The organism is Mycobacterium sp., from assembly GCF_049608025.1.
Lineage (GTDB): Bacteria > Actinomycetota > Actinomycetes > Mycobacteriales > Mycobacteriaceae > Mycobacterium.
Genome location: NZ_JBMYXC010000034.1, coordinates 19,224 through 38,037, shown reverse-complemented (window position 1 = coordinate 38,037; position 18,814 = coordinate 19,224). Strand labels below are relative to the sequence as shown.

The following is an 18,814-nucleotide window of genomic DNA, read 5'->3' as shown; positions in this document are numbered from 1 at the left end:
CACGTCGGACAACCGCTTGACCCTACTGAAGATGGGTACGTACTTGTCCTCCTGCATGGCGAGCACGCCGACAACGGGGGTGAGATCGTGAGTGATTTGGATGAGTTGGTCGGTGTTGTTGTCGAACGCCTGCCTGGTGACGCCGAACGTGTGCTGCGAACCAGCGACCAACGTAGTGAGTTCCGCGCGCTTCTGGGCGAAGGTCTGCATCGGCTTGACCGCCTGTTGCAGTGCATCGACCAGCTCAGGCGCCGCGGTTTGGAGACCTCGGGTGGCGTCGACCAGCGCTGAGACCGTCGACGGGCCCGGGTCGGTGGCGACGATGGAGTTGAGCTGGTCGAGTAGCCGGGTCATCTGTGCACCGGCGTTGAGGAGCTTGACGCGCCGGTTCTCGGTGGCGGCTCCGACGGCGGCCAGAATGCCCAGGCTGTGGTCGTTGCCGCCGCGGCCGACCGCGGCCAGGACGTCGCGCAGCTTGCTGATGGTGGTCTGGAAGACCACCGTCGACAGATCGTTGTCCTCGGGAATGTGGGCGCCGCTTTCGATGCCGGCCGCGGGGCCGTTGTCGACCAGCTGAACGGAGGACACCGCAAACACGTTGCTCGGCACCACGCGGGCGGTCACCGTGGCCGGGATGTCCTTGGCGTAGCGGGGCTTGAGGTCGATGTGCACGAAGTTGGGGTCGCCGTGGGTGGCCGGGACGACGCTACTCACGCTGCCGACCAGCAAACCGTGGTACTTGACGTCGGAACTCTTGGGCAGGCCGTCACCGACGTTCACCAGATCGGCGACCACGCGGACGAACTTGTCGAGTCGACCGGTCGACTTCATCAGCAAGGTACCGACGGTGAGCGCGATCACCAGCGAAACAGCGATTCCGCCGATCAGCAACTGTCGATCGGAGGGGCCGCGTCCGTCCTGGTCCAGTGAGTTCCCCATCGACTTTCCCACGAGCTAACCCCCGAACTTCGCGCCGGCGTCGACACTCCACATGGCCATGGTGAGCAGCATGTTGGCGATGACCACAACGGTGATGGCCGCCCGCATGGCATGTCCGGCCGCGACACCGACGCCCTCGGGACCGCCGGTGGCGTAGAAGCCGTAGTAGCACTGCAGGGTCGAGGCGATCCAGACGAACACCACGCACTTGATCACCGAATAGATGATGTCCGTGCTGGTCAGCATCATCGTGAAGTAATGCAGGTAGGGGCCGGTGGAGCCACCGCTGATGATGCCGGCAACGATTTGGGCGGTGATGTAGGTGGTTGCCAGACATGCCAGGTACAGCGGGATGACGGCGATGACCGAGGCCATCAGCCGGGTGGTGACCAGGAACGGGATCGGCGGGATCGCGATCGAGTCCAGGGCGTCGATCTCTTCGGCGATCCGCATGGAGCCCAGCTGCGCGGTGAACCGGCAGCCGGCCTGCATGGCGAATGCCAGCGCCGCCATGATCGGCGCGAGTTCACGGGTGTTCACCAGCGATGACAGGATGCCGGTCGCCGGGCCCAGGCCCAGCAGGTTGAGGAAGTTGTAGCCCTCGAGGGCAACGAGGGCGCCCGCGGTGACACCGAGCACGATCGCGACGCCGGCGGTGCCGCCACCGACCACGATGGACCCGTTGCCCCAAGCGATGTCGGAGAGCAGCTGCCGGAATTCCTTGCGGTAGTGCCGCAGCACCGAGGGAACACCGGCGATGACCCGGAAGAAGAACATGGCCATGTGGCCGATGCGGATGCCCGGCTTGGAGAGCCTCTGGTAGCCGCGGACGAACGGCCGAAGAACAGGGGCGATGAACGGAGAGGCAGTCATATCACAGCCCCGACCTGGGGAAGAGCACGTTGTAGAGCTGGCTGATCGCGACGTTGACGATCATCAGGATCAGAATCGCTTCCACCACAGCAGCATTCACCGAATTGGCGACACCGGTCGGCCCGCCCCTGGTCGACAAGCCCTTCTGACAGGCGATGATCGCGACGATGGCGCCGTAGACGACGGCTTTGAGCAGCGCCACCACCATGTCTGCCGGTGTAGCAAAGGACGCGAACGTCGCTACGAAGCTGCCGGGTGCACCACCCTGGAAGTAGACGTTGAACAAGTAGCTGGCCAGGAAGCCGACAAAGGCGATGATGCCGGTGAGGCCGACACCGACGATGATGGCCGCGGCGAATCGAGGCACCACGAGGCGGCGGATGACCGAGACCCCCATGACCTCCATGGCGTCGACTTCATCGCGCATGGTGCGAGAACCGAGGTCGGCGGTGATTGCCGACCCGACGGCCGAGGCCATCATGATCGCCGCCACCAGCGAAGCGGCCTGGCGAATAACGGCCAGTCCGCTGGCCGCGCCGGCCAGCGAGGTGGCGCCGACCTGGTTGGCCAGCAGAGCGAACTGAACCGATAGCGTCACCCCGATCGGCAACGCCACCAAGATGGTGGGCATCACCGCGGTCGACGCCATGAACGAGCCCTGCCGCAGAAACTCGCCCCACTGGAACTTGCCGGTGAACAGGTCGAAGAAGAAGTACTGAATGGTGCGTACCGCCAGGACGCACTGGTGCCCGACCGTTGCCAGGGATTCCAGGGGATGCCGCTTGACGTACCCCTTGGACCAGTCCTGGATCGCGACCACACCTTCGCGCGACTTGACATTGCGAGTCGGGCGTTCCTGCTCGATGGTCATATCCGGGTGTCCGCTAGCTGGTCCGCAGTGGGCCGCGCGCGCACACGCGCGCCAGGCTGCCCAACGACTTCGGGTCGGTCAAATCAAGCTCCTGCGGATTATCAGAAAGGTGGCGAAATTGTACGGTCGTCAGGGTAGAGGTCGTTCGCGGTTTTACGGCCGGTTTCGACGAGATCGATTTTCGCGCCTCGGGAAGCGGGGCATAGTGGGTCATTCATGATGTCCGTTGGCAATTCCGGCGGATCGGCCGACTATCTGGACCGTTTGGCCGCAGAGGCCCAACCGGTCGGGTAATGGTGTGTCGGGGAGGATACGAATGGGCGCGAAGACTGTGCGACGGATGGGCTCTGCTTTGGCGTGTGCTGCGGCAATCGCCGTATCCGGTCTGCTGACGTCCGGCCACGCTCTCGCGGAACCGGACCCACCGCCGTTGCCGGTCTTCGTGCCGGGACCGACCGACTGGTCGCCCAACACCGATATTTGGGAGTACCACGCGGCCGCCTATCAGGTGACCCCCGAGATGCTCAGCGGCATGTCGGATTCGTGCCAGTGGTTCAACGCCCAATTCGACCAGTTGATGGGCCAGATCTACGGCTTCAACGACAACCTCGCCAACCGTCATGACGACTACTCGGCACCCGGTGTGCAGGGGCAGGCCAATGCTGTACTGGCCAACATCGAACAGTCCACGGCGTTCCTGGCGCCCCGGGTACAACCACTGACCATCACCAACACACCCAACAATTTCGGCCCATACTCGCCGATATACGGGGGCGATCAGATCACCACCGTGACGTATCAGCTCAACCGCATCGGCGTGGGCATCCGGGAGCAGCAACCCGCAGGCGTTATCCACGCAAACATCGTTGCCGCCGCGACGTGGGGCAACTTGTTGCGCGACTTGGGGGCGTGCAACTGACCGTTCGACCCGGCCCGCCGATCGCCACCGACACCGGCCGTCCCGTGTCGACGTTCTGCCGAGCGGATATGGTGTGCGCGTCGTGTCCCGATCCCGGGACGAAGGGTAGGTAGTTGAGGTGAAGTCTCCGGCCGATACCGCAGAGGCCCACAGCGAGTCAGGCGACGATGAAGGACCGGCCACTTCCTCCGAGGTCGAGGCCAGCACTGATGACGCGGCAGAAAAGCCGGATCCAGCGCAGGCGGATGCCACCACGGACGGCGACGAGGAAAGCGATGCGGCCGGCCTCAAGACCGGCGACGAAACCGGCCTCGAGACGGGCGACGAGACCGGTGAGGACGATGGCTTCGGCGGGGCCGACGGTCTCGCCACCGGGCGGCGGCAGAGCCCATCGCCGATTCAGTGGATCGCTGCAGTGGTGCTGGTCGCGGTGCTGGCGTTCGCCGGTTATGCCGGCTGGCAGCTATACCAGCACCATCAGGTGGATGTCGCCGCGGAGCAAGCACTCGATGCGGCAGAGGAATTCGCCCTCACGCTGACCACCATCAACCCGAACGCGGTCGACGCGAACATCGCCGAAGTCCTCGACGGCTCGACCGGCGAGTTCAACGATCTCTATCAGAAATCCAGCGCCCAGCTTCGCCAGGTGCTGATCGACAACGAGGCAGCGGCGCAAGGCGTGGTCATTGATTCGGCAGTCAAGTCCGCCACCAAGGACAGGGTCGAGGTTGTGCTGTTCATCGATCAGGTGGTCAGCAACGCGACTGCACCAGAACCGCAGCTGGACCGCAGCCGCGTCGTGATGACGATGGAGAAGGTTGGCGACCGGTGGCTAGCCGCCGAGGTCGACCTGCCATAACGCTCTCGGTCGGCGCTCACGCCGAGCTGGGATCCGCGTCGCCGTAGCGCGCGATGCGTTCCTCGATGTCCAGGGCTGTGCCGCGTACCTGCCGGCCCAGCGTGTGAAGATCGGCAGGGCCCATAGTGGCGAAGACCGCCGCCATGACCGCCATCGTGGTGACGCCGTCGCCATTGCGGATCGGCGCGGAAACCGTGGCTACGCTGTGGGACATGCCACCCGACAGTTCGTCATCCAGGATGTCGACGACGGTGACATCGGCGAAGGCACGCGCCAACTGCGTGGTGATTTCATCGACCTCGCCGTCGGTGCTGAGCGCACGCAACGCGGCGTAGACTCGCACATACTCACGAGTGAGCCGCTCGACGACATAACCCCGCTGGCGAATCTCTTTGAGCACCAAGTTCATTCGGCGCCGGAACTCACGGCTGGGGGTTCCGAGCGCCTCCATCCACGCCTTCTGCCCTTCGGCGTCGGACCAGGCGACGTAGTCGCGCCCGAACGGGGCGACGAATGGCATTCGCATGCCCCGCCAGATTCTGGGCCCGCTGGGGCATTCGCCGACAGTATCGACGACCAGCAAGGTGGCTCCTTCCCGGCGAGCCAGCGAGACTTGCGTGCCGGTGGCCGCGGCCAGCGCCTGCAGGTCGGACCGGTACACCCGCGTGTTGGCTGGTCTTCCCAGGCCAGTGCTGGCCGGCCCCCATGAGTAGCCCGCCGTCGCGGAATCCCTGACCAACCACTCCCGGGCCGCCAGCGTGGTCACGATGGCATGACCGGTGGCCCGGCTGATGCCGAGTCGGCGGCAGATCTCGGCCAACGAGAATTGCCTGGCCGGCTCTCGGCCGAGCAGTTCCAGCACGGAGATCACCCGTTCGGTGGGCGGCGACGCGCCTTGACTCGAGGCTGCCGACGGGTCTAGCTTTTCCGTCACAATATCGAACGATATGTCGATAATTCGACAGAAGCAAGGGCGATGGAGGCACGATGAGCGGACTCAACAGCTTCGGCGTCGACGAAGCGGTGCACGTACCGGCCGAAGAACGCCGCGTTTCGTCGCCGACGTGGCGGGCGTTCGGAATCTGGACGGCAGTGTTCTGGGGCGCGACCGCCATTTTCGCGACGCTGTTCTATCTCGGCGCGCTCGACTTCACCACAAGTACCAAAGCCTCCCTTTACGGGATCAGCATCTGGCTCAACGGCTGGATCATTCCGCTGTTGCTCCCGGGGGCGCGGATACGGCCTCGATTGCAGCTGTTCCACGAGTGTCTGGTGCTGTGGATGGTCTCTTACGTGATGACGAACATACTCTGGGAGATCCCGTGGGTGATTTTCTCGCCCTTCGTCTTTCACGATCTCAACACCCTGAACGACGTCGTTGCCCAGACCGCGTGGATGCGCGAGAGTGTGCTGCACATGTACTGGTGGGACCTCGCCTCATTCAGTTCTGTCGACCTGCGCACGGTCAATCACAACTCGACCTTCTTCGCCCTCGAGATGTACGCCTTCGTCAACGTCGCCTCCGCCTTTGCCTTCTGGCGCCTGAACAAGAGGCGCTCTTCGCTGCGCTATCTGATCCCGGTGCTGGGTGCCGGAGAACCGGTTGTCGCGACCTTCATCTTCTCGTTCAGTGAGGTTTTCGGCGGCTTCGAGAACATGCCGGGAGGTGTCGCTGACACGCTGCTCGCGCTGGTCTGGACTCAATACCAGTACTTCGTCTTCCCCCTGATCTTCGGTTACCTGGGATGCAAACTCCTTTACGCGGATTGGCGCCACACAGCGTTCCACCCGGAGGCCGCGCCCTACGCCGCGATTCCCAGCGGTTCGAGAAATTGCTGAGACGGCTGGCAGCCCCCCGACGTAGAACTCTGGGGCGATGACCTCTGGGGGGATGCTGCGCGCGGTCACGCCGAGCAGCTGCGAAATGATCAGGGGCAGGACGCACGAAGTTGGACTCCCCGATCGGAGGTACGCCCGTGAGAATCGCGATCAGCGGTGCCGGCATCGCAGGCCCGACGCTCGCCTACTGGCTGCACCGCGCCGGTCACGTCCCGACGTTGATCGAGCATGCACCCGCACTGCGCACCGGCGGATACGTCATCGACTTCTGGGGATTGGGTTACGAGGTCGCGCAGCGAATGGGTATCGAGGCCGCCATTCGCGACGCCGGCTATCAGGTGCGTTCCCTACGTGCGGTTGACGCGGCCGGCCGCAAGCAGGCCGAGGTGTCGGTCGACGCGTTCCGCCGCGCCACAGACGGGCGCTACACCAGTATCGCCCGCTCCGATCTCGCCGCCGAGATCTACGCCACCGTCGCCGACCACGTCGAGACCATGTTCGGCGACACCATCACCGGCATCGACGACATGCCCGACGGCGTCGGGCTGACGTTCGCCAAATCCCCCGAGCGGGAGTTCGACCTCGTCATCGGCGCAGACGGCCTACATTCGACGGTGCGGCGGTTGGCCTTTGAAGGCGCAGGCACCCACGAACGCTATCTCGGCTGCATGGTGGCCGCGTGCGTCGTCAGCGGCTACCAGCCGCGCGATGAGCTGACCTACATCACCTACAACGTCCCCGGACGCCAGGTCGGCCGGTTCACCCTCCGCGACGATCGCACGCTGCTCCTCTTCGTCGGGCGCGCCGAACAGCCCGGCGACGTCGGCGATATCAATGCCTGCCGGGAGTGGCTGCGCGCCGAGTTCGGCGACGCAGGCTGGGAATGCCCGCAGATCCTGGCCGCAGTCGACGGCGCGGAGGACGTGTACTTCGATGTCGTCAGCCAGATTCGCCTCGATCGTTGGACGCAGGGCCGGGTGGCGCTGGTCGGCGATGCGGCGGCCTGCGCCTCGTTGCTTGCCGGCGAGGGAACCGGACTGGCGATGCTCGAGGCGTACGTGCTGGCCGGCGAACTTCACGCGGCGCACGGCGACCACGTCAGCGGCTTCGCCGGCTACGAGCGGCGGCTGCGATCGTTCGTCGAGGAAAAACAGGACGGTGCCCTCCGGATGGTCGGCTTCTTCGCCGCCGAGACCAAGATGGGAATCTGGCTGCGCACCCTCGGGATGCGAGCCGCGCAGTTCCCCGGGGTGGCGAACCTTTTGGTAGCTCGTACTTTTCGCGATGACTTCGAACTTCCCGACTACCCGTTCTGAGGAGCAGCCACATTCCTCGACGGGCGGCCCGACCCGGTGTGAACGAAGGCCACCGGTTCTGCGGCTACCGTTGATCGTTGAATCCATCTAGCACCCGGGACAATCATGAACCTCATACCGAAACCCCACGTGGCGATCACCGACGCCGAAGTCCAGGACGTACTGGGGCGCGCCGTGCGGATCATCGGCCCGCTCCTGGACGTGCTGTGGGGCACTGATCCACTCGGCGTCAAGCGACCCCGCCCAGACCCGGGGGGCGGACCCATCGACAGGGTCGCCGCCGGGTTCACCTGCGTCCTCAATGCCGCAGACGTCCCCGGCACGGCGGCCTGGGATGCCCTGGACACCGACGCCCGGATCAACTGGTGGGTGCGGCGCGTCGGCGCGTTGAACACCGTGCCGGTGGCATTTCCCGGATTCCTGGGCGCCATGGTGAGCCGCCTGCCCATCCAGGACCTGCTCGGGTTCGCCAGCCAGGCCATCGTGATGTGCGCTGTGGCAAGCGAATTGGGCGTCTCCGACGATCAGCAACAGGTCCGCATGCTGGCCGCGGTGCTGTGTCACCGAGACCTGTCAGGTGTCGAGGACGCTGCGGATCCCGATCTCCCCCCGGTGGACATTCCCCGCACGCCGCTGGGGATCGCGAAAGCCATGTGGACCCTGATGGGCCTGCTCGACGCCATCGGCGAGGAACTCGCCAAGCGCCCGCAACCCCGGAAGCCCTTCAGATACCTGGGCATCCTGCCGGGGGTCGGCGCCCTCGCCGCCTACTTGGGCGAATACGGCGCGCTCTCCCGGGCCGCGAAGGCCGGACGGCAGTGGGTTTCCCAACACCCAGAAGTGACAGACCCCCGCGGCTAACCTGTGGGTGTGAGCGAGAAAACCACCTGCGCGGTCGTCGGCGGGGGACCGGCGGGGATGGTGCTCGGACTGCTGCTGTCCCGCGCCGGGGTGGAGGTCACCGTGCTGGAGAAGCACGCTGACTTCCTCCGCGACTTCCGCGGCGATACCGTGCACCCCACCACTCTGCGGCTCATCGACGAACTCGGGCTGTGGCCCAAGTTCACCCAGCTGCCGCAGAGTCACCTACGTCAAGCCGCGATTGACGTGAGGCCCGGTCATTCCGTGACACTCGTCGACTTCGAGCGGCTGCGACAGCCGCACCCGTACATCGCGATGGTTCCGCAATGGGACCTGTTGAACCTGCTGGCCGAGGCCGGCGCGGCGGAGCCGACCTTTACCCTGCGAATGAGCACCGAGGTCACCGGCCTGGTGCACGAGGGCGGCCGGGTGGCGGGGGTTCGGTACCAGAGCGCAGACGGCCCCGGCGAACTCCGCGCCGACCTCACCATCGGATGTGACGGGCGCTCGTCATTGGTCCGTCGCGACGCCGGGTTTGAGGTCCGGGAATGGCCGGCCAGCTTCGACGCGTGGTGGTTCCGGTTGCCTCGGCATGCGGACGACGCGTGCTACACGCTGTTTCCCCGGGTTGCCCCCGGCAAAGCCATGATCGTCATCCCCCGGGAAGGCTATTTACAGATCGCGATGCTCATCCCGAAGGGATCGGACGCCCGACTCCGGGCGCGCGGCCTCGCGGCGTTCCACGCCGATGTCCTCGAACTGCTTCCCGAGGCCGGCGACACAGTTGGGGCAGTCACCACGCTGGACGACGTCAAAGAGCTCGACGTTCGCTTGAATCGTCTGCGGCGCTGGCACACCGACGGGCTCCTGTGCATCGGTGACGCCGCCCACGCGATGTCACCGGCCGGTGGCGTGGGAATCAACATGGCGGTCCAGGACGGGGTCGCGGCGGCCCGTCTGCTGGCCGAGCCGATACGGCAAGGCCGAGTGACCCAGCGCGATCTGGCCGCAGTGCGGCGCCGCCGACTCGCGCCCACGGTCGTCACGCAGGCTTTCCAGCGCCAACTCGATAAGCGTCTGCTCGGCCCGATTCTGCACGGCGGCAAGGTGACAGGTCCGCCGCAGGCCCTGGTCCGTCTGTTGGAAGCCGCCCCGTGGCTCTCGGTGATCCCCGGTTACTTTGTCGGCGTTGGTGTTCGGCCGGAACGCGCGCCGGCATTCGCGCGCAGGACACCGCCGGCCTCCTGACGGTTCGGACTGCGCATCGCGTCCGCCGCACAAGAACACACCAGTGACGACAGGGATCGAGCGGCCGCCGATGGGCGTAGGGTGACTGGCCATGACGGGCCACAAGGAACCCTGGGCAATCTCGCGGCGTGGCTTCATCAGCGGGGCTTCGGCCGCCTCGGCGTGGGCGGTGCTCGCAGCCTGTTCGTCACCGAACGGCGACGGGGGCCCGACGACCCCGACGGCGACGCAGCCTGCGGGATGGCCGACCGAAGATGAATGGGCGGCGCTGCGCGAGCAGGTGGGTGATCGGCTGATAACGGTCCAATCGCCGTTGGCGCCGTGCAAGGAGGACGCAACCAGCGATGCCTGCTCGCTGGTGCTGGAAAACATGCAGAACCCGTTCTGGAATGAGGACAACGCCGGTGCGCTACAAACCAGCGGTTGGCTAGACGCGTGGGAAGGACAGGTCAGCCCCTACGCTGTCGCCGCAGAAAGTGCCGCCGACGTTGCCGCTGCGGTTGACTTCGCTCGCGACAACGGGGTCCGTCTGACTGTGAAAGGCACCGGCCACGATTACCTCGGTCGTTCCAATGCGGCCGATTCGCTGCTGATCTGGACCCACAACATGCGCGAGGTCACCTTCCTTCCCGAATACCGCGTCGCCGGAGCGAGTGCCGACACTCCGCCGGTGACGGCGATGAGCGTCGCGGCCGGAGCGCGGTGGTTGGAGGTCTACCAGGAGGCCACCGCCAACGATGTCTACGTCCAGGGCGGCGGCTGCACATCAGTGGGAGCCGGCGGCGGCTTTTCTCTCGGCGGCGGCTTCGGCAGCTTCTCCAAGCGCTTCGGAACCGGCGGCGCCGGCGTGCTCGAAATCGAGATCGTGACGGCCGACGGCCAGGTGCGCGTCGTCAATGAAGGCCAGGACAGCGACCTGTTTTGGGCTCTTCGGGGAGGCGGCGGCAGCACGTTCGGCGTCGTCAGCCGCATCACCTACCTGGCGCATCCCATCCCGCAGACCGTGGGTGTTCTCAGCGGCACCATCACGACTGCCGACGACGACGCGTTCCGGGATCTACTGGGTCGCTTCGTCCGGTTCTTTCCCGATGCGATCAACAACCCCTCCTGGGGCGAGCAGATCGCGGTCACACCCGACAACTCCCTGGATCTCTCGATGGTTTGGCTGGACCTCAGCACCGAGCAGGCGCGAGCGGTGTGGGATCCCTTCCTCTCGGCTCTGCAGGCCGACGGCGTCGCAACCGTGGATCTCGACTTCCAGAGCCATCCGTTCCGCGATCTCTGGAACGCCGAATACTGGGAGCGGACCGACCCCGACATGATCACCCTGGACCCCCGCACGGATCAGCCGGGCGGCCAGTTCTGGTGGACCAGCAACCAGACAGAGGTGTCGCAGTTCCTCAACACCTATTTGTCCCGTTTCATCCCGCTGAAGTTGTTCGTCGACACACCCGACGATCTCGTCGCCACCCTGTTCGACGCCTCGCGGCTTGTCAGGCTCGGCTTGCACATCAACAAGGGCCTAGCCGGTGTCCCGGAAGATGTGGCTGCTCGGGAACGCACCACGAGTTTCAACCCGGCCTGCCTCGAGGCAGCAGCCCAGGTGATCTTCGCTTCGGCGCAGCGCGCGCGCTACCCCGGGATCGCTGGTCACGAGCCTGACCTCGAGGCGGGGCGGAAGTCTGCCGCGCCGGCGATCGAGGCGATCGGAATCATCCGCGACGCCACACCGGGCGCGGGCACATACGCCGCCGAAGCCGACTACTTCGAACCCGACTGGCAGCAAGCCTTCTGGGGTCCGAACTACGATCGGCTGCTGTCGATCAAGCGAAAAGTAGACCCCGACAACCTATTTCGCGTGCACCACGGCGTCGGTAGCGAGTAGCTTCGCCAGCGGTCACTGTTACCTGGATATTCAGGTACCTGGATATCCAGGCCGCTAAGGGCCGTCCGGAATCGGGATGGGCACCGCGGCGGACGGAATGGGGAGCAGCGGCGTCGTGATCGCCGGCGCTGTGGGTTCTGAACCGGCCGCGCCAGTCACAGGCGCGGCCGTCGCCGGCGCAGCCGTGGGTGTCCGTGGCGCTGCCGTCGCCTGAGTTGCTGCCGTCGCCTGTGGCGTCGGCGCCGCCTGAGTTGTCGGCGTCGCCTGAGTTGTTGCCGTCGCCTGACTTGTTGCCGGCGTGGTCGCCGGCGCCGTGGTCGTCGGCGTCGCCTGGGTTGTTGCCGGTGTGGTGGTCGTCGGCGCCGTCGTGGTGGTGGTCGTCGGCGTCGTGGTGGTGGTCGTCGGCGTCGTCGTGGTGGTAGTGGTCGTCGTCGTCGTGGTGGTCGTGGTGGTGGTCGGCGATGTGGTGCTGGTCGTCGGCGCGGCCGTGGTGGTCGGAGTCGTCGTGGCGACGACGTTCGACGGATCGACCGGGGCAGTCGGCTCGGGCGGGTTCTGCGCCGGCTGATTGTTCAGGGTGATCGTTTCCGCCGGCGGATCGGACGGAGTGAACGCGCTGCTCAAAGGAGCGTTCCGGGGTTGCGGTTGCTCCCGGTCGCCGCCGTCGACACTGGTCAACGCGATCGTCATGCCGCCCACTGCCACCAGGGCAACCGCGCCCGCGATCCCAAGCGCCGACATCGGCAGGCGCTGCCAAGGCTTGACGTCGTCCTGCGCCAGGGACTCGGGCCCGGAAGTCGCGACAACATCCTCAGCGGACGCGTACGGGTTTGGAGATAGGTAATCGGCTCCGTCGTAGGGGTCGGCTCCCGAATGGTCGGCTCCCGAATAGGGGATAACGTCGTCGGGTTCGTCGTCCTGAGACCAGGCCAAAGCGGGCGCAGGCGATACCGGTGCCACCCCGGTAGCAATGTCTGCCTCCCGCAACTGGTCGGCTAGCAGTGCCGCGCCCACGCCCGCATCGAGGCCGGGCTGTGCGCTCGTCACCACGGCGGCCTGCGAGCGCTCCGAGAGGCGCTGCACAACAAGCGGAATGCTCGCACCGCCGCCGGCCAAGGCCACGGCGGAGACGGCATCCCAGCCGATGTTGTTGCGCGCCAACATGTCTTCGAGTGCGGCGGCAACACCGTCCAGCTGCCGCCCGATCAGGTCCTCCAACTCGTCTCGCGTCACGCGGACTTCGGCGCGGTGGTTGGGCAGGTCGACGGTCAGCTCCGTGACAGTTTCTCGAGACAGTCGCTCCTTTGCCGAGCGACACTGCTCCCGCAACGGGGCCAGCGATCCGACCGCTGCCGTCTGGCCAGGGTCGACATCGCCGTCGCCGGTGAGTCCCTCCAGCACATGGCTCAGCAACAGCTGATCAATCTGGTCGCCGGCAAATTCGGGAATTCGGTCCGTACCGTCGATCACGTCGAATGCCGAGGCTGCGTCGGCGAGCGTGATGCTGGTGCCGCCGCCACCGAAGTCCAACAGGGCCACCGTGCCGCGACGGTCGATGCCCGGGTTGACGTTCAGCGCCGTGAGGGCGGCCACCGCGTCCGGAATCACACGCGGCGCCACACCACCCGGGTTCAGGACCTCGCTCGCCCCCAGCGTGGCCTGCAGCGCGCCCGACATCGCCGGGCTCCAGTACGAGGGGACAGCGATCACCACGCCCGGGATCGACGTGCGTGGTGCGGGCGAGCACAGCCCGGCCATCGACTCCAGCGCTTCCACCACCAGCTGTTCGGCCGGGTAGGTCGCGCCGTCCCCGGCAACCAGTGGCACCGGATCACCGACGCGGTCGACGAACCCGGACAACACCATCCCGCCGGCTGCTGGCGCATCTTTTCGGGGAGTGCCGACCTCGGGAGCGGCGTGGCCGAACAGGGTCAGCACTGAGCGCCGGATCACCGGCTGATGCCCGGCGCTCGCCGCGACCAGGTTGGTCGTCCCGACGGACAACCCCAGAGGATCGTTCATGACCCAGGCCACGATAGCGCCCGAACCGTCACCAGCCGGTTAGACACTCGGCGCCTTGCCGGGATGCCTGGTGTGCTGCAATGGCGGCCATGGGTGACATCGCAGACATCAAGCAGGTCAAGTACCGGTATCTCCGCGCTCTCGACACCAAGCACTGGGATGAGTTCGCAGACACCCTCACCGAGGACGTGGTCGGCCGGTACGGCGAGTCGCTCGGTGAAGAGCACCTTTTCACCAGCCGCGACGAACTCGTCGGCTTCATGCGCACGTCGCTGGGATCTGAGATCCTCACCGAACATCGGGTCAACCATCCCGAGATCACCGTCGACGGCAACGAGGCCCGCGCGACCTGGTACCTACAGGACCGCGTGATCGCACCTGCCTTCAACTTCATGCTGATCGGCGCGGGTTTCTACCACGACAGATACCGCAAGACTGAGAGTGGTTGGAAAATCTGCGAGACCGGCTACGACCGAACCTATGACGCCTCAATGTCGTTGGAGGGGTTGAACTTCAAGGTCAAGGCCGGCCGCGCCCTGAACATCTGACTGCCGTGAATATCTGACTGCCGTGGATACCTGAAGAGCCTGAGTATCTTGTTACTCGGTGATCGCGATCATCGCGCCGGGCCGCAGCCACCGCATGATCTTGACGAGCACGGCGTCATCGATCGCCACGCAGCCCGCAGTAGGCCCGCCATCAGTGCTGTGCACGAAAAACGCCCCGCCCTTGCCGGGGATTCGTTCCTTGTTGACGCCCATCACCACCGAGTGAGCGTATTGCGGAATCTCCAGGTTCTCGGTTCCCGCGCTCAGAGAGGTGTTGAACGGGCACTGATCCTTCTTGCACACCTGCATCGTGTTGTAGGTGGGGCTCTTCATGTCGCCGTCCCACCAATGATCCGGGCCCACCTGGACATACGGTAGGCCCCCGCCGGGGTTGGGTTCGGTGCCGAAGGCGAAATCGAGGGTGTAGACGCCCTTCGGAGTCATCATCGATCCGTCGAAGTGGTCAGGCGACATGCCCTTTGCGCCGATCTTCGCCGGGATGCCGACACCTCCGGCCACTGGCTGCCAGCCGGCGGGGGTCCGCTCCCACACGTCGAGTTTGGCGTCCGAACCGCCCACCCCGGTGACGGACAGCACCTGGGTGGCCCCTGCAACCGACCGGGCGAACCACGGCGTGAAATCGGCCATCGCGTGCGGCGCTGCCACCGAGCCCAACACCAGACAGAGCGCTGCCGCGCCTAACAGCTTCAGCACTCGACGCACCGCTCCATAGTTGCCGACCGGGGCCATACCCGGCATAAAGATTCGGACACGATCTCCAAGCCACCAACCAAGGGCCCACGCGGTGGTGGCGGCGACTTCGGTGCCGGTGCCGGCTTCAGCGCGCACTATCAGGCATTGCCGGTGTCTCGTCCGGTGGCGCGACGCAGCCCTGCTGGGTGACTGATCCGCTACCGTCGCCAGCATCTGCGATCCGGCGCCGCGGCGGCAGTATCAGCAGGCAGGCTACGAAGTACGCGTATCCCAGCGCCCATCCCGCGATCACATCCGAGGGGTGGTGCACGTTGAGGACCACCCGGCCGACGCCGATCCCGACCACGAGCACGGCCCCCGCCGCGATCAGCCAACCGCGGCGAGAGGGGCGCACCGCCGGAAGTGCCACTGTGAGCAGTGCCAGTACCGCGACCATCACGCCGAGCGCATGCCCGGACGGGAACGATGTCCCGTAGGCGCTCACCAACGCGGTGGCGGGCCGGGGCCGGTCCGCCAGCGCCTTGCCGATCTCGGTCACCAGGGCGCTGAACTCCACAGTGATCACCAGAAACATCGCCATGCGGACGTTGCGCCGAAACAGCGCAACGCCGATCACGACGAGCACCACCAACCGAATCGCATTCGGCCCCAGCACAATGCAGAAGACATTCCACGCCGTGACCCAGCCCGGATTCGCCTCACCGAGATGATGCAGCGGCTCCAGCGCCGACGCGTCGATGCGCGTCAGCCAGCTCCAGCTCTGGGCGAAGCCCAGCCACAACAGCACATAGACGCCGACCGCCGCCACGGCGGTCCCGATCAGCCAACCCCTGGGCACATACACCGGATCATCTGTACCACCCGACTCCATGGGCTGAGGGTCAGGGCCGACCGACCTACCGCGATGACCCAATGCTCAGCGGCATTGCTTGGGAGGTTCGTCCGTGTTGTGCAAGCTCCCCGGGAGTTATCTCCCGACAGACTCATCTGCAGGTACAGAACCATCATCGGCTGTCGGTACGTAACCGTCGCTGAGCCTTGCCACCAGCTCGGTCACCGATATCTGGCTCGACTGCGCCGGTCGCCCAGCGGGAATGTGACGTCTCGGCTTCGGCATCTGTGGAGTCGGCGTCTGGGAAGTTACCGCGCGCAAGACGGGCTGGCGGTCCGACGTCTGGATGGGCCCAACATAGGTGCGCGTAGCGGCGCGACGGTCCAGCGGTGCTGGTGGTTCCATCGGCGCCGGATAGGGATCGACACTGCGAACAGCTGCGCGACGTTGCGGCTGGCGAAGGCGTGGTTCGTCGCCTGCCCGCTCGTCTTCAGCCGGCAGTCGCAGTGCTCCGATGAGGGTGGCCAGGGTTATTCGCATCTGACGCGCTTCTGCGATCGCCGGGTCGATACCCCCGTTGGCGGTGATCGCTCCTTGCCTGGCAGACAAGTTCGCCAGTCGATCGAGGTCATCGACGCAGCGGACGATTTCACGCAAGAGTAGAAGTTCGTGATGCTCGAGTTCGTACCTGTCGAGCACCGCTGACCACAATGCCTCCCCGGCGAGGCGGGTTCCTTTGGGTGGAGCAGGCCGGTTGGGGTTGACTTTGGCCATCAACCCTCCGATCACGAGCCGCAACGGGCGTCATACGGGAGTGGAGCAGGATTGACCATTCCTGGTGGAGTAGTCGGCTACCTGTTTTTGCCCGCCATCCCAACTTACATATGTGACCAACACAACATAAGGGGGATTATGAAAAAAGTGCTGACGCTGATATTACGGCTGATGTAGCCAGCTAGAGGGGTTCTTTGCTGGAGTTCGGTAGTTGCTGAAGCTCGACGTTTGCTGAACTCCGGCAGCTGCCAGAAGACCCGCGGGCAGCGTCATCTCGCCCCCACGTGGGCCACCGCGAAAACCCGCCGGAACGGAAAGAACGTCCTGCCGTCGGCGCGCACCGGATAGGAGGAGTTGAGCATCGGGATCAACTCCTCTCGGAACTGCTCCCACTGCTCGTCGGTCAGGCTGGTGCGGACCGGCCGCAGCGCAGTCCCGGTGATCCAGTCCAGTACCGGGTCGACGCCGGTCAGCTCGTGAATGTAGGTGGTCTCCCAAGCGTCGACGTCACACCCGGCGTCTCCGAGCAGACCGGCGTATCCGGCCGCCGATTGTACGGCGTCGGACCTGTTTAGGAGGATATTCTGCAACATATCTGACCACTGTGGTTGACCGGCGAGGTCACGTACCGCTTGATGCGACGGCTCGTCGAAGTTGCCGGGCACCTGAACGGCCAGCCACGCTCCGGGGGCCAGCCGATCCGCCCAACGCACCAGCAGTTCGGGATGCTCGGGCACCCACTGCAGCGCTGCGTTGCTGACCACGACATCGGTATCCGGCGCAGGATTCCAGTCCCGCACGTCACCGACCCGGGCCGGCACTCCCCGCGCGCGCGCCGCATCGACCATCTCCGGTGAGGAATCCCAGGCCTCGATCTCGGCGCCCGGCCACCGGCGGATCAGGGTCTCGGTGAGATTGCCGGGCCCGCATCCGAGGTCGACGACCCGACGCGGTTTTGGTTTGCCGACCCGTGACAGCAGATCTACGAATGGCCTGCCCCGCTGGTCGGCGAAGGCCAGGTATAGATCCGGACTCCACATACCGCCAGTCTGGCACCTGGCGAAACCGACCGCGTTAGCATGCCCAACGTGGAGCCCGACACCTCACATCAGCGAGCACCCCGGCCCATCCCCCACGCAGAGTCGCCACCCATCCCGGTCCCAGACGTCCCCGGTGCGGATGCGGGCGCACGCGGCTTGCCGCGACGAGTCGACCTCACGCTGCGGCAGCGGTTGATCGTCGACTCCTCGGCCGTCGCCGATCTCGCGCTGCGCACCTCCATCGCGTCGCTGCTGAGTGCCACGATGGTCCCGGCGGTGGCTGGTGCGTTACGCCCGTCAAAGTCGCGGGCCGAGGAGGAGCACCTGAGGTTCTACGCGGAACTGGCCTCGGCCAAGGATGCCGGGCTGTCCTTCCCCGCACCTACGGCGTTGCCGCGGGTGTCCTCGCGCCCGGCCAACCCGGTCGCTGAATGGCTGGCGCACGGCAACGTGCGCAACATCCGCTTCCACAGCAACTTTCAGGCCGTCAACCCGGCCCTGCGTGATCGGCAGCGCGGCCACGAGCGCAATAACATCGTCCACGCCCAGCATTGGCGTCATGGCGACGGGCCGCGGCCCACCTTGTGCGTGATCCACGGCTTCATGGGGTCGCCCTACCTCTTCAACGGCCTGTTCTTCTCGCTGCCCTGGTTTTACCGCTCCGGGTACGACGTGGTGCTCTACACACTTCCGTTCCACGGGCGGCGCGCCGAAAAACACTCTCCCTTCAGCGGATACGGCTATTTCGCACACGGCAGCGCGGGTTTCGCCGAGGCGATGGCCCAAGCGGTGCACGACTTCCGTTCGGTGATCGACTACCTGGAGTTCACCGGCGTCGATCGCATCGCGCTGACCGGAATGTCGCTGGGCGGCTACACCGCCGCGTTGATCGCCAGTGTCGATGACAGGATCCAGGCGGTGATTCCCAACGTGCCCGTCGTCACCCCGGACAGAACCGTGGACGAATGGTTCCCGGCCAACAAGATGGTCGCACTTAGGGGTCTGCTCGCCGGAACCGACAGGGAACTGTCCCAATCGGCGACGATGTACTCTTCCCCGCTGAACTATCGCCCACTTCTGGCCAAGGACAGGCGGCTGATCATCGCCGGGCTGGGCGATCGGCTGGCGCCACCGGAACAGGCCGAAATGCTGTGGAAGCACTGGGACCACTGCGCATTCCACTGGTTCCCTGGCAATCACGTGCTGCACGTCAGCCAGCCGGACTACCTGCGCCGGATGACCCGCTTCATGAGCGAGTTCATGTTCGACTGAAG

At 65.6% G+C, this 18,814-nt stretch carries 18 protein-coding genes; 9 read left to right on the top strand and 9 right to left on the bottom strand.

Translation table 11 applies throughout. The features are described 5' to 3' along the window. From ACPGXI_RS12390 to ACPGXI_RS12380, 3 genes are all read right to left on the bottom strand, one after another. Positions 1-939: MlaD family protein (locus ACPGXI_RS12390; RefSeq protein WP_526653251.1), on the bottom strand; the 939-nt coding region annotated here is incomplete at its 3' end. 15 nt (positions 940-954) lie between these two features. Then, positions 955-1,812, bottom strand: coding sequence for an MlaE family ABC transporter permease (locus ACPGXI_RS12385; protein WP_526653249.1), 858 nt, complete (start codon positions 1,810-1,812; stop codon positions 955-957). 1 nt (position 1,813) lies between these two features. Then, on the bottom strand, positions 1,814-2,683 hold the full coding sequence (locus ACPGXI_RS12380; RefSeq protein ID WP_526653247.1) for an MlaE family ABC transporter permease: 870 nt from the start codon (positions 2,681-2,683) through the stop codon (positions 1,814-1,816). 316 nt (positions 2,684-2,999) lie between these two features. On the opposite strand from ACPGXI_RS12380, the gene ACPGXI_RS12375 reads away from it, so the two are divergent. Further along, positions 3,000-3,602, top strand: a complete 603-nt coding sequence (locus ACPGXI_RS12375; RefSeq protein ID WP_526653245.1) for a hypothetical protein — start codon at positions 3,000-3,002, stop codon at positions 3,600-3,602. Positions 3,603-3,720: 118 nt separating this feature from the next. After that, positions 3,721-4,461: an Rv1363c family protein gene (locus tag ACPGXI_RS12370; protein ID WP_526653243.1), complete on the top strand. Its 741-nt coding sequence runs from the start codon at positions 3,721-3,723 to the stop codon at positions 4,459-4,461. Between the two features lie 16 nt (positions 4,462-4,477). On the opposite strand, the gene ACPGXI_RS12365 is transcribed toward ACPGXI_RS12370, so the two are convergent. Continuing rightward, positions 4,478-5,395, bottom strand: a complete 918-nt coding sequence (locus tag ACPGXI_RS12365) for a helix-turn-helix domain-containing protein (protein ID WP_526653241.1) — start codon at positions 5,393-5,395, stop codon at positions 4,478-4,480. Between the two features lie 53 nt (positions 5,396-5,448). On the opposite strand from ACPGXI_RS12365, the gene ACPGXI_RS12360 reads away from it, so the two are divergent. From ACPGXI_RS12360 to ACPGXI_RS12340, 5 genes are all read left to right on the top strand, one after another. Continuing rightward, complete coding sequence (locus ACPGXI_RS12360) at positions 5,449-6,300, top strand: hypothetical protein (RefSeq protein ID WP_526653239.1); 852 nt, start codon at positions 5,449-5,451, stop codon at positions 6,298-6,300. 137 nt (positions 6,301-6,437) lie between these two features. Continuing rightward, positions 6,438-7,616: an FAD-binding domain gene (locus ACPGXI_RS12355; RefSeq protein WP_526653237.1), complete on the top strand. Its 1,179-nt coding sequence runs from the start codon at positions 6,438-6,440 to the stop codon at positions 7,614-7,616. Positions 7,617-7,721: 105 nt separating this feature from the next. Next, entirely contained in the window at positions 7,722-8,477 is a 756-nt protein-coding gene (locus ACPGXI_RS12350; RefSeq protein ID WP_526653235.1) for a hypothetical protein, read from the top strand. Between the two features lie 9 nt (positions 8,478-8,486). After that, entirely contained in the window at positions 8,487-9,725 is a 1,239-nt protein-coding gene (locus ACPGXI_RS12345; RefSeq protein WP_526653233.1) for an FAD-dependent oxidoreductase, read from the top strand. A gap of 91 nt (positions 9,726-9,816) precedes the next feature. After that, positions 9,817-11,610, top strand: coding sequence for an FAD-binding protein (locus ACPGXI_RS12340; RefSeq protein WP_526653231.1), 1,794 nt, complete (start codon positions 9,817-9,819; stop codon positions 11,608-11,610). 54 nt (positions 11,611-11,664) lie between these two features. Here the strand turns inward: ACPGXI_RS12340 and ACPGXI_RS12335 are convergent, their stop codons facing one another. Beyond that, on the bottom strand, positions 11,665-13,632 hold the full coding sequence (locus tag ACPGXI_RS12335; RefSeq protein ID WP_526653229.1) for an Hsp70 family protein: 1,968 nt from the start codon (positions 13,630-13,632) through the stop codon (positions 11,665-11,667). Positions 13,633-13,721: 89 nt separating this feature from the next. On the opposite strand from ACPGXI_RS12335, the gene ACPGXI_RS12330 reads away from it, so the two are divergent. After that, positions 13,722-14,180 carry a nuclear transport factor 2 family protein gene (locus ACPGXI_RS12330; protein WP_526653227.1) on the top strand — a complete coding sequence of 153 codons (459 nt, stop codon included), beginning with the start codon at positions 13,722-13,724 and terminating at the stop codon, positions 14,178-14,180. A gap of 51 nt (positions 14,181-14,231) precedes the next feature. Here the strand turns inward: ACPGXI_RS12330 and ACPGXI_RS12325 are convergent, their stop codons facing one another. The 4 genes from ACPGXI_RS12325 to ACPGXI_RS12310 form a co-directional block, all read right to left on the bottom strand. Continuing rightward, the gene (locus ACPGXI_RS12325; RefSeq protein ID WP_526653225.1) at positions 14,232-14,903 is read right to left on the bottom strand and encodes a L,D-transpeptidase family protein; all 672 of its coding nucleotides are present in this window, start codon (positions 14,901-14,903) and stop codon (positions 14,232-14,234) included. Positions 14,904-15,018: 115 nt separating this feature from the next. After that, on the bottom strand, positions 15,019-15,765 hold the full coding sequence (locus ACPGXI_RS12320; protein ID WP_526653223.1) for a phosphatase PAP2 family protein: 747 nt from the start codon (positions 15,763-15,765) through the stop codon (positions 15,019-15,021). Between the two features lie 96 nt (positions 15,766-15,861). Continuing rightward, on the bottom strand, positions 15,862-16,500 hold the full coding sequence (locus tag ACPGXI_RS12315) for a hypothetical protein (protein ID WP_526653221.1): 639 nt from the start codon (positions 16,498-16,500) through the stop codon (positions 15,862-15,864). A 269-nt stretch (positions 16,501-16,769) separates the two neighbouring features. Next, positions 16,770-17,540: a trans-aconitate 2-methyltransferase gene (locus tag ACPGXI_RS12310; RefSeq protein WP_526653219.1), complete on the bottom strand. Its 771-nt coding sequence runs from the start codon at positions 17,538-17,540 to the stop codon at positions 16,770-16,772. Positions 17,541-17,579: 39 nt separating this feature from the next. On the opposite strand from ACPGXI_RS12310, the gene ACPGXI_RS12305 reads away from it, so the two are divergent. Further along, entirely contained in the window at positions 17,580-18,812 is a 1,233-nt protein-coding gene (locus ACPGXI_RS12305) for an alpha/beta hydrolase family protein (RefSeq protein WP_526653217.1), read from the top strand. Positions 18,813-18,814 lie beyond the last annotated feature (2 nt).

Coding starts and splice junctions, on each gene's coding strand:
- ACPGXI_RS12385 (WP_526653249.1), bottom strand. CDS start 1,812: ATGACTGCCTCTCCGTTCATCGCCCCTGTTCTTCGGCCGTTCGTCCGC.
- ACPGXI_RS12380 (WP_526653247.1), bottom strand. CDS start 2,683: ATGACCATCGAGCAGGAACGCCCGACTCGCAATGTCAAGTCGCGCGAA.
- ACPGXI_RS12375 (WP_526653245.1), top strand. CDS start 3,000: ATGGGCGCGAAGACTGTGCGACGGATGGGCTCTGCTTTGGCGTGTGCT.
- ACPGXI_RS12360 (WP_526653239.1), top strand. CDS start 5,449: ATGAGCGGACTCAACAGCTTCGGCGTCGACGAAGCGGTGCACGTACCG.
- ACPGXI_RS12350 (WP_526653235.1), top strand. CDS start 7,722: ATGAACCTCATACCGAAACCCCACGTGGCGATCACCGACGCCGAAGTC.
- ACPGXI_RS12340 (WP_526653231.1), top strand. CDS start 9,817: ATGACGGGCCACAAGGAACCCTGGGCAATCTCGCGGCGTGGCTTCATC.
- ACPGXI_RS12335 (WP_526653229.1), bottom strand. CDS start 13,632: ATGAACGATCCTCTGGGGTTGTCCGTCGGGACGACCAACCTGGTCGCG.
- ACPGXI_RS12330 (WP_526653227.1), top strand. CDS start 13,722: ATGGGTGACATCGCAGACATCAAGCAGGTCAAGTACCGGTATCTCCGC.
- ACPGXI_RS12320 (WP_526653223.1), bottom strand. CDS start 15,765: ATGGAGTCGGGTGGTACAGATGATCCGGTGTATGTGCCCAGGGGTTGG.
- ACPGXI_RS12315 (WP_526653221.1), bottom strand. CDS start 16,500: ATGGCCAAAGTCAACCCCAACCGGCCTGCTCCACCCAAAGGAACCCGC.
- ACPGXI_RS12310 (WP_526653219.1), bottom strand. CDS start 17,540: ATGTGGAGTCCGGATCTATACCTGGCCTTCGCCGACCAGCGGGGCAGG.
- ACPGXI_RS12305 (WP_526653217.1), top strand. CDS start 17,580: ATGCCCAACGTGGAGCCCGACACCTCACATCAGCGAGCACCCCGGCCC.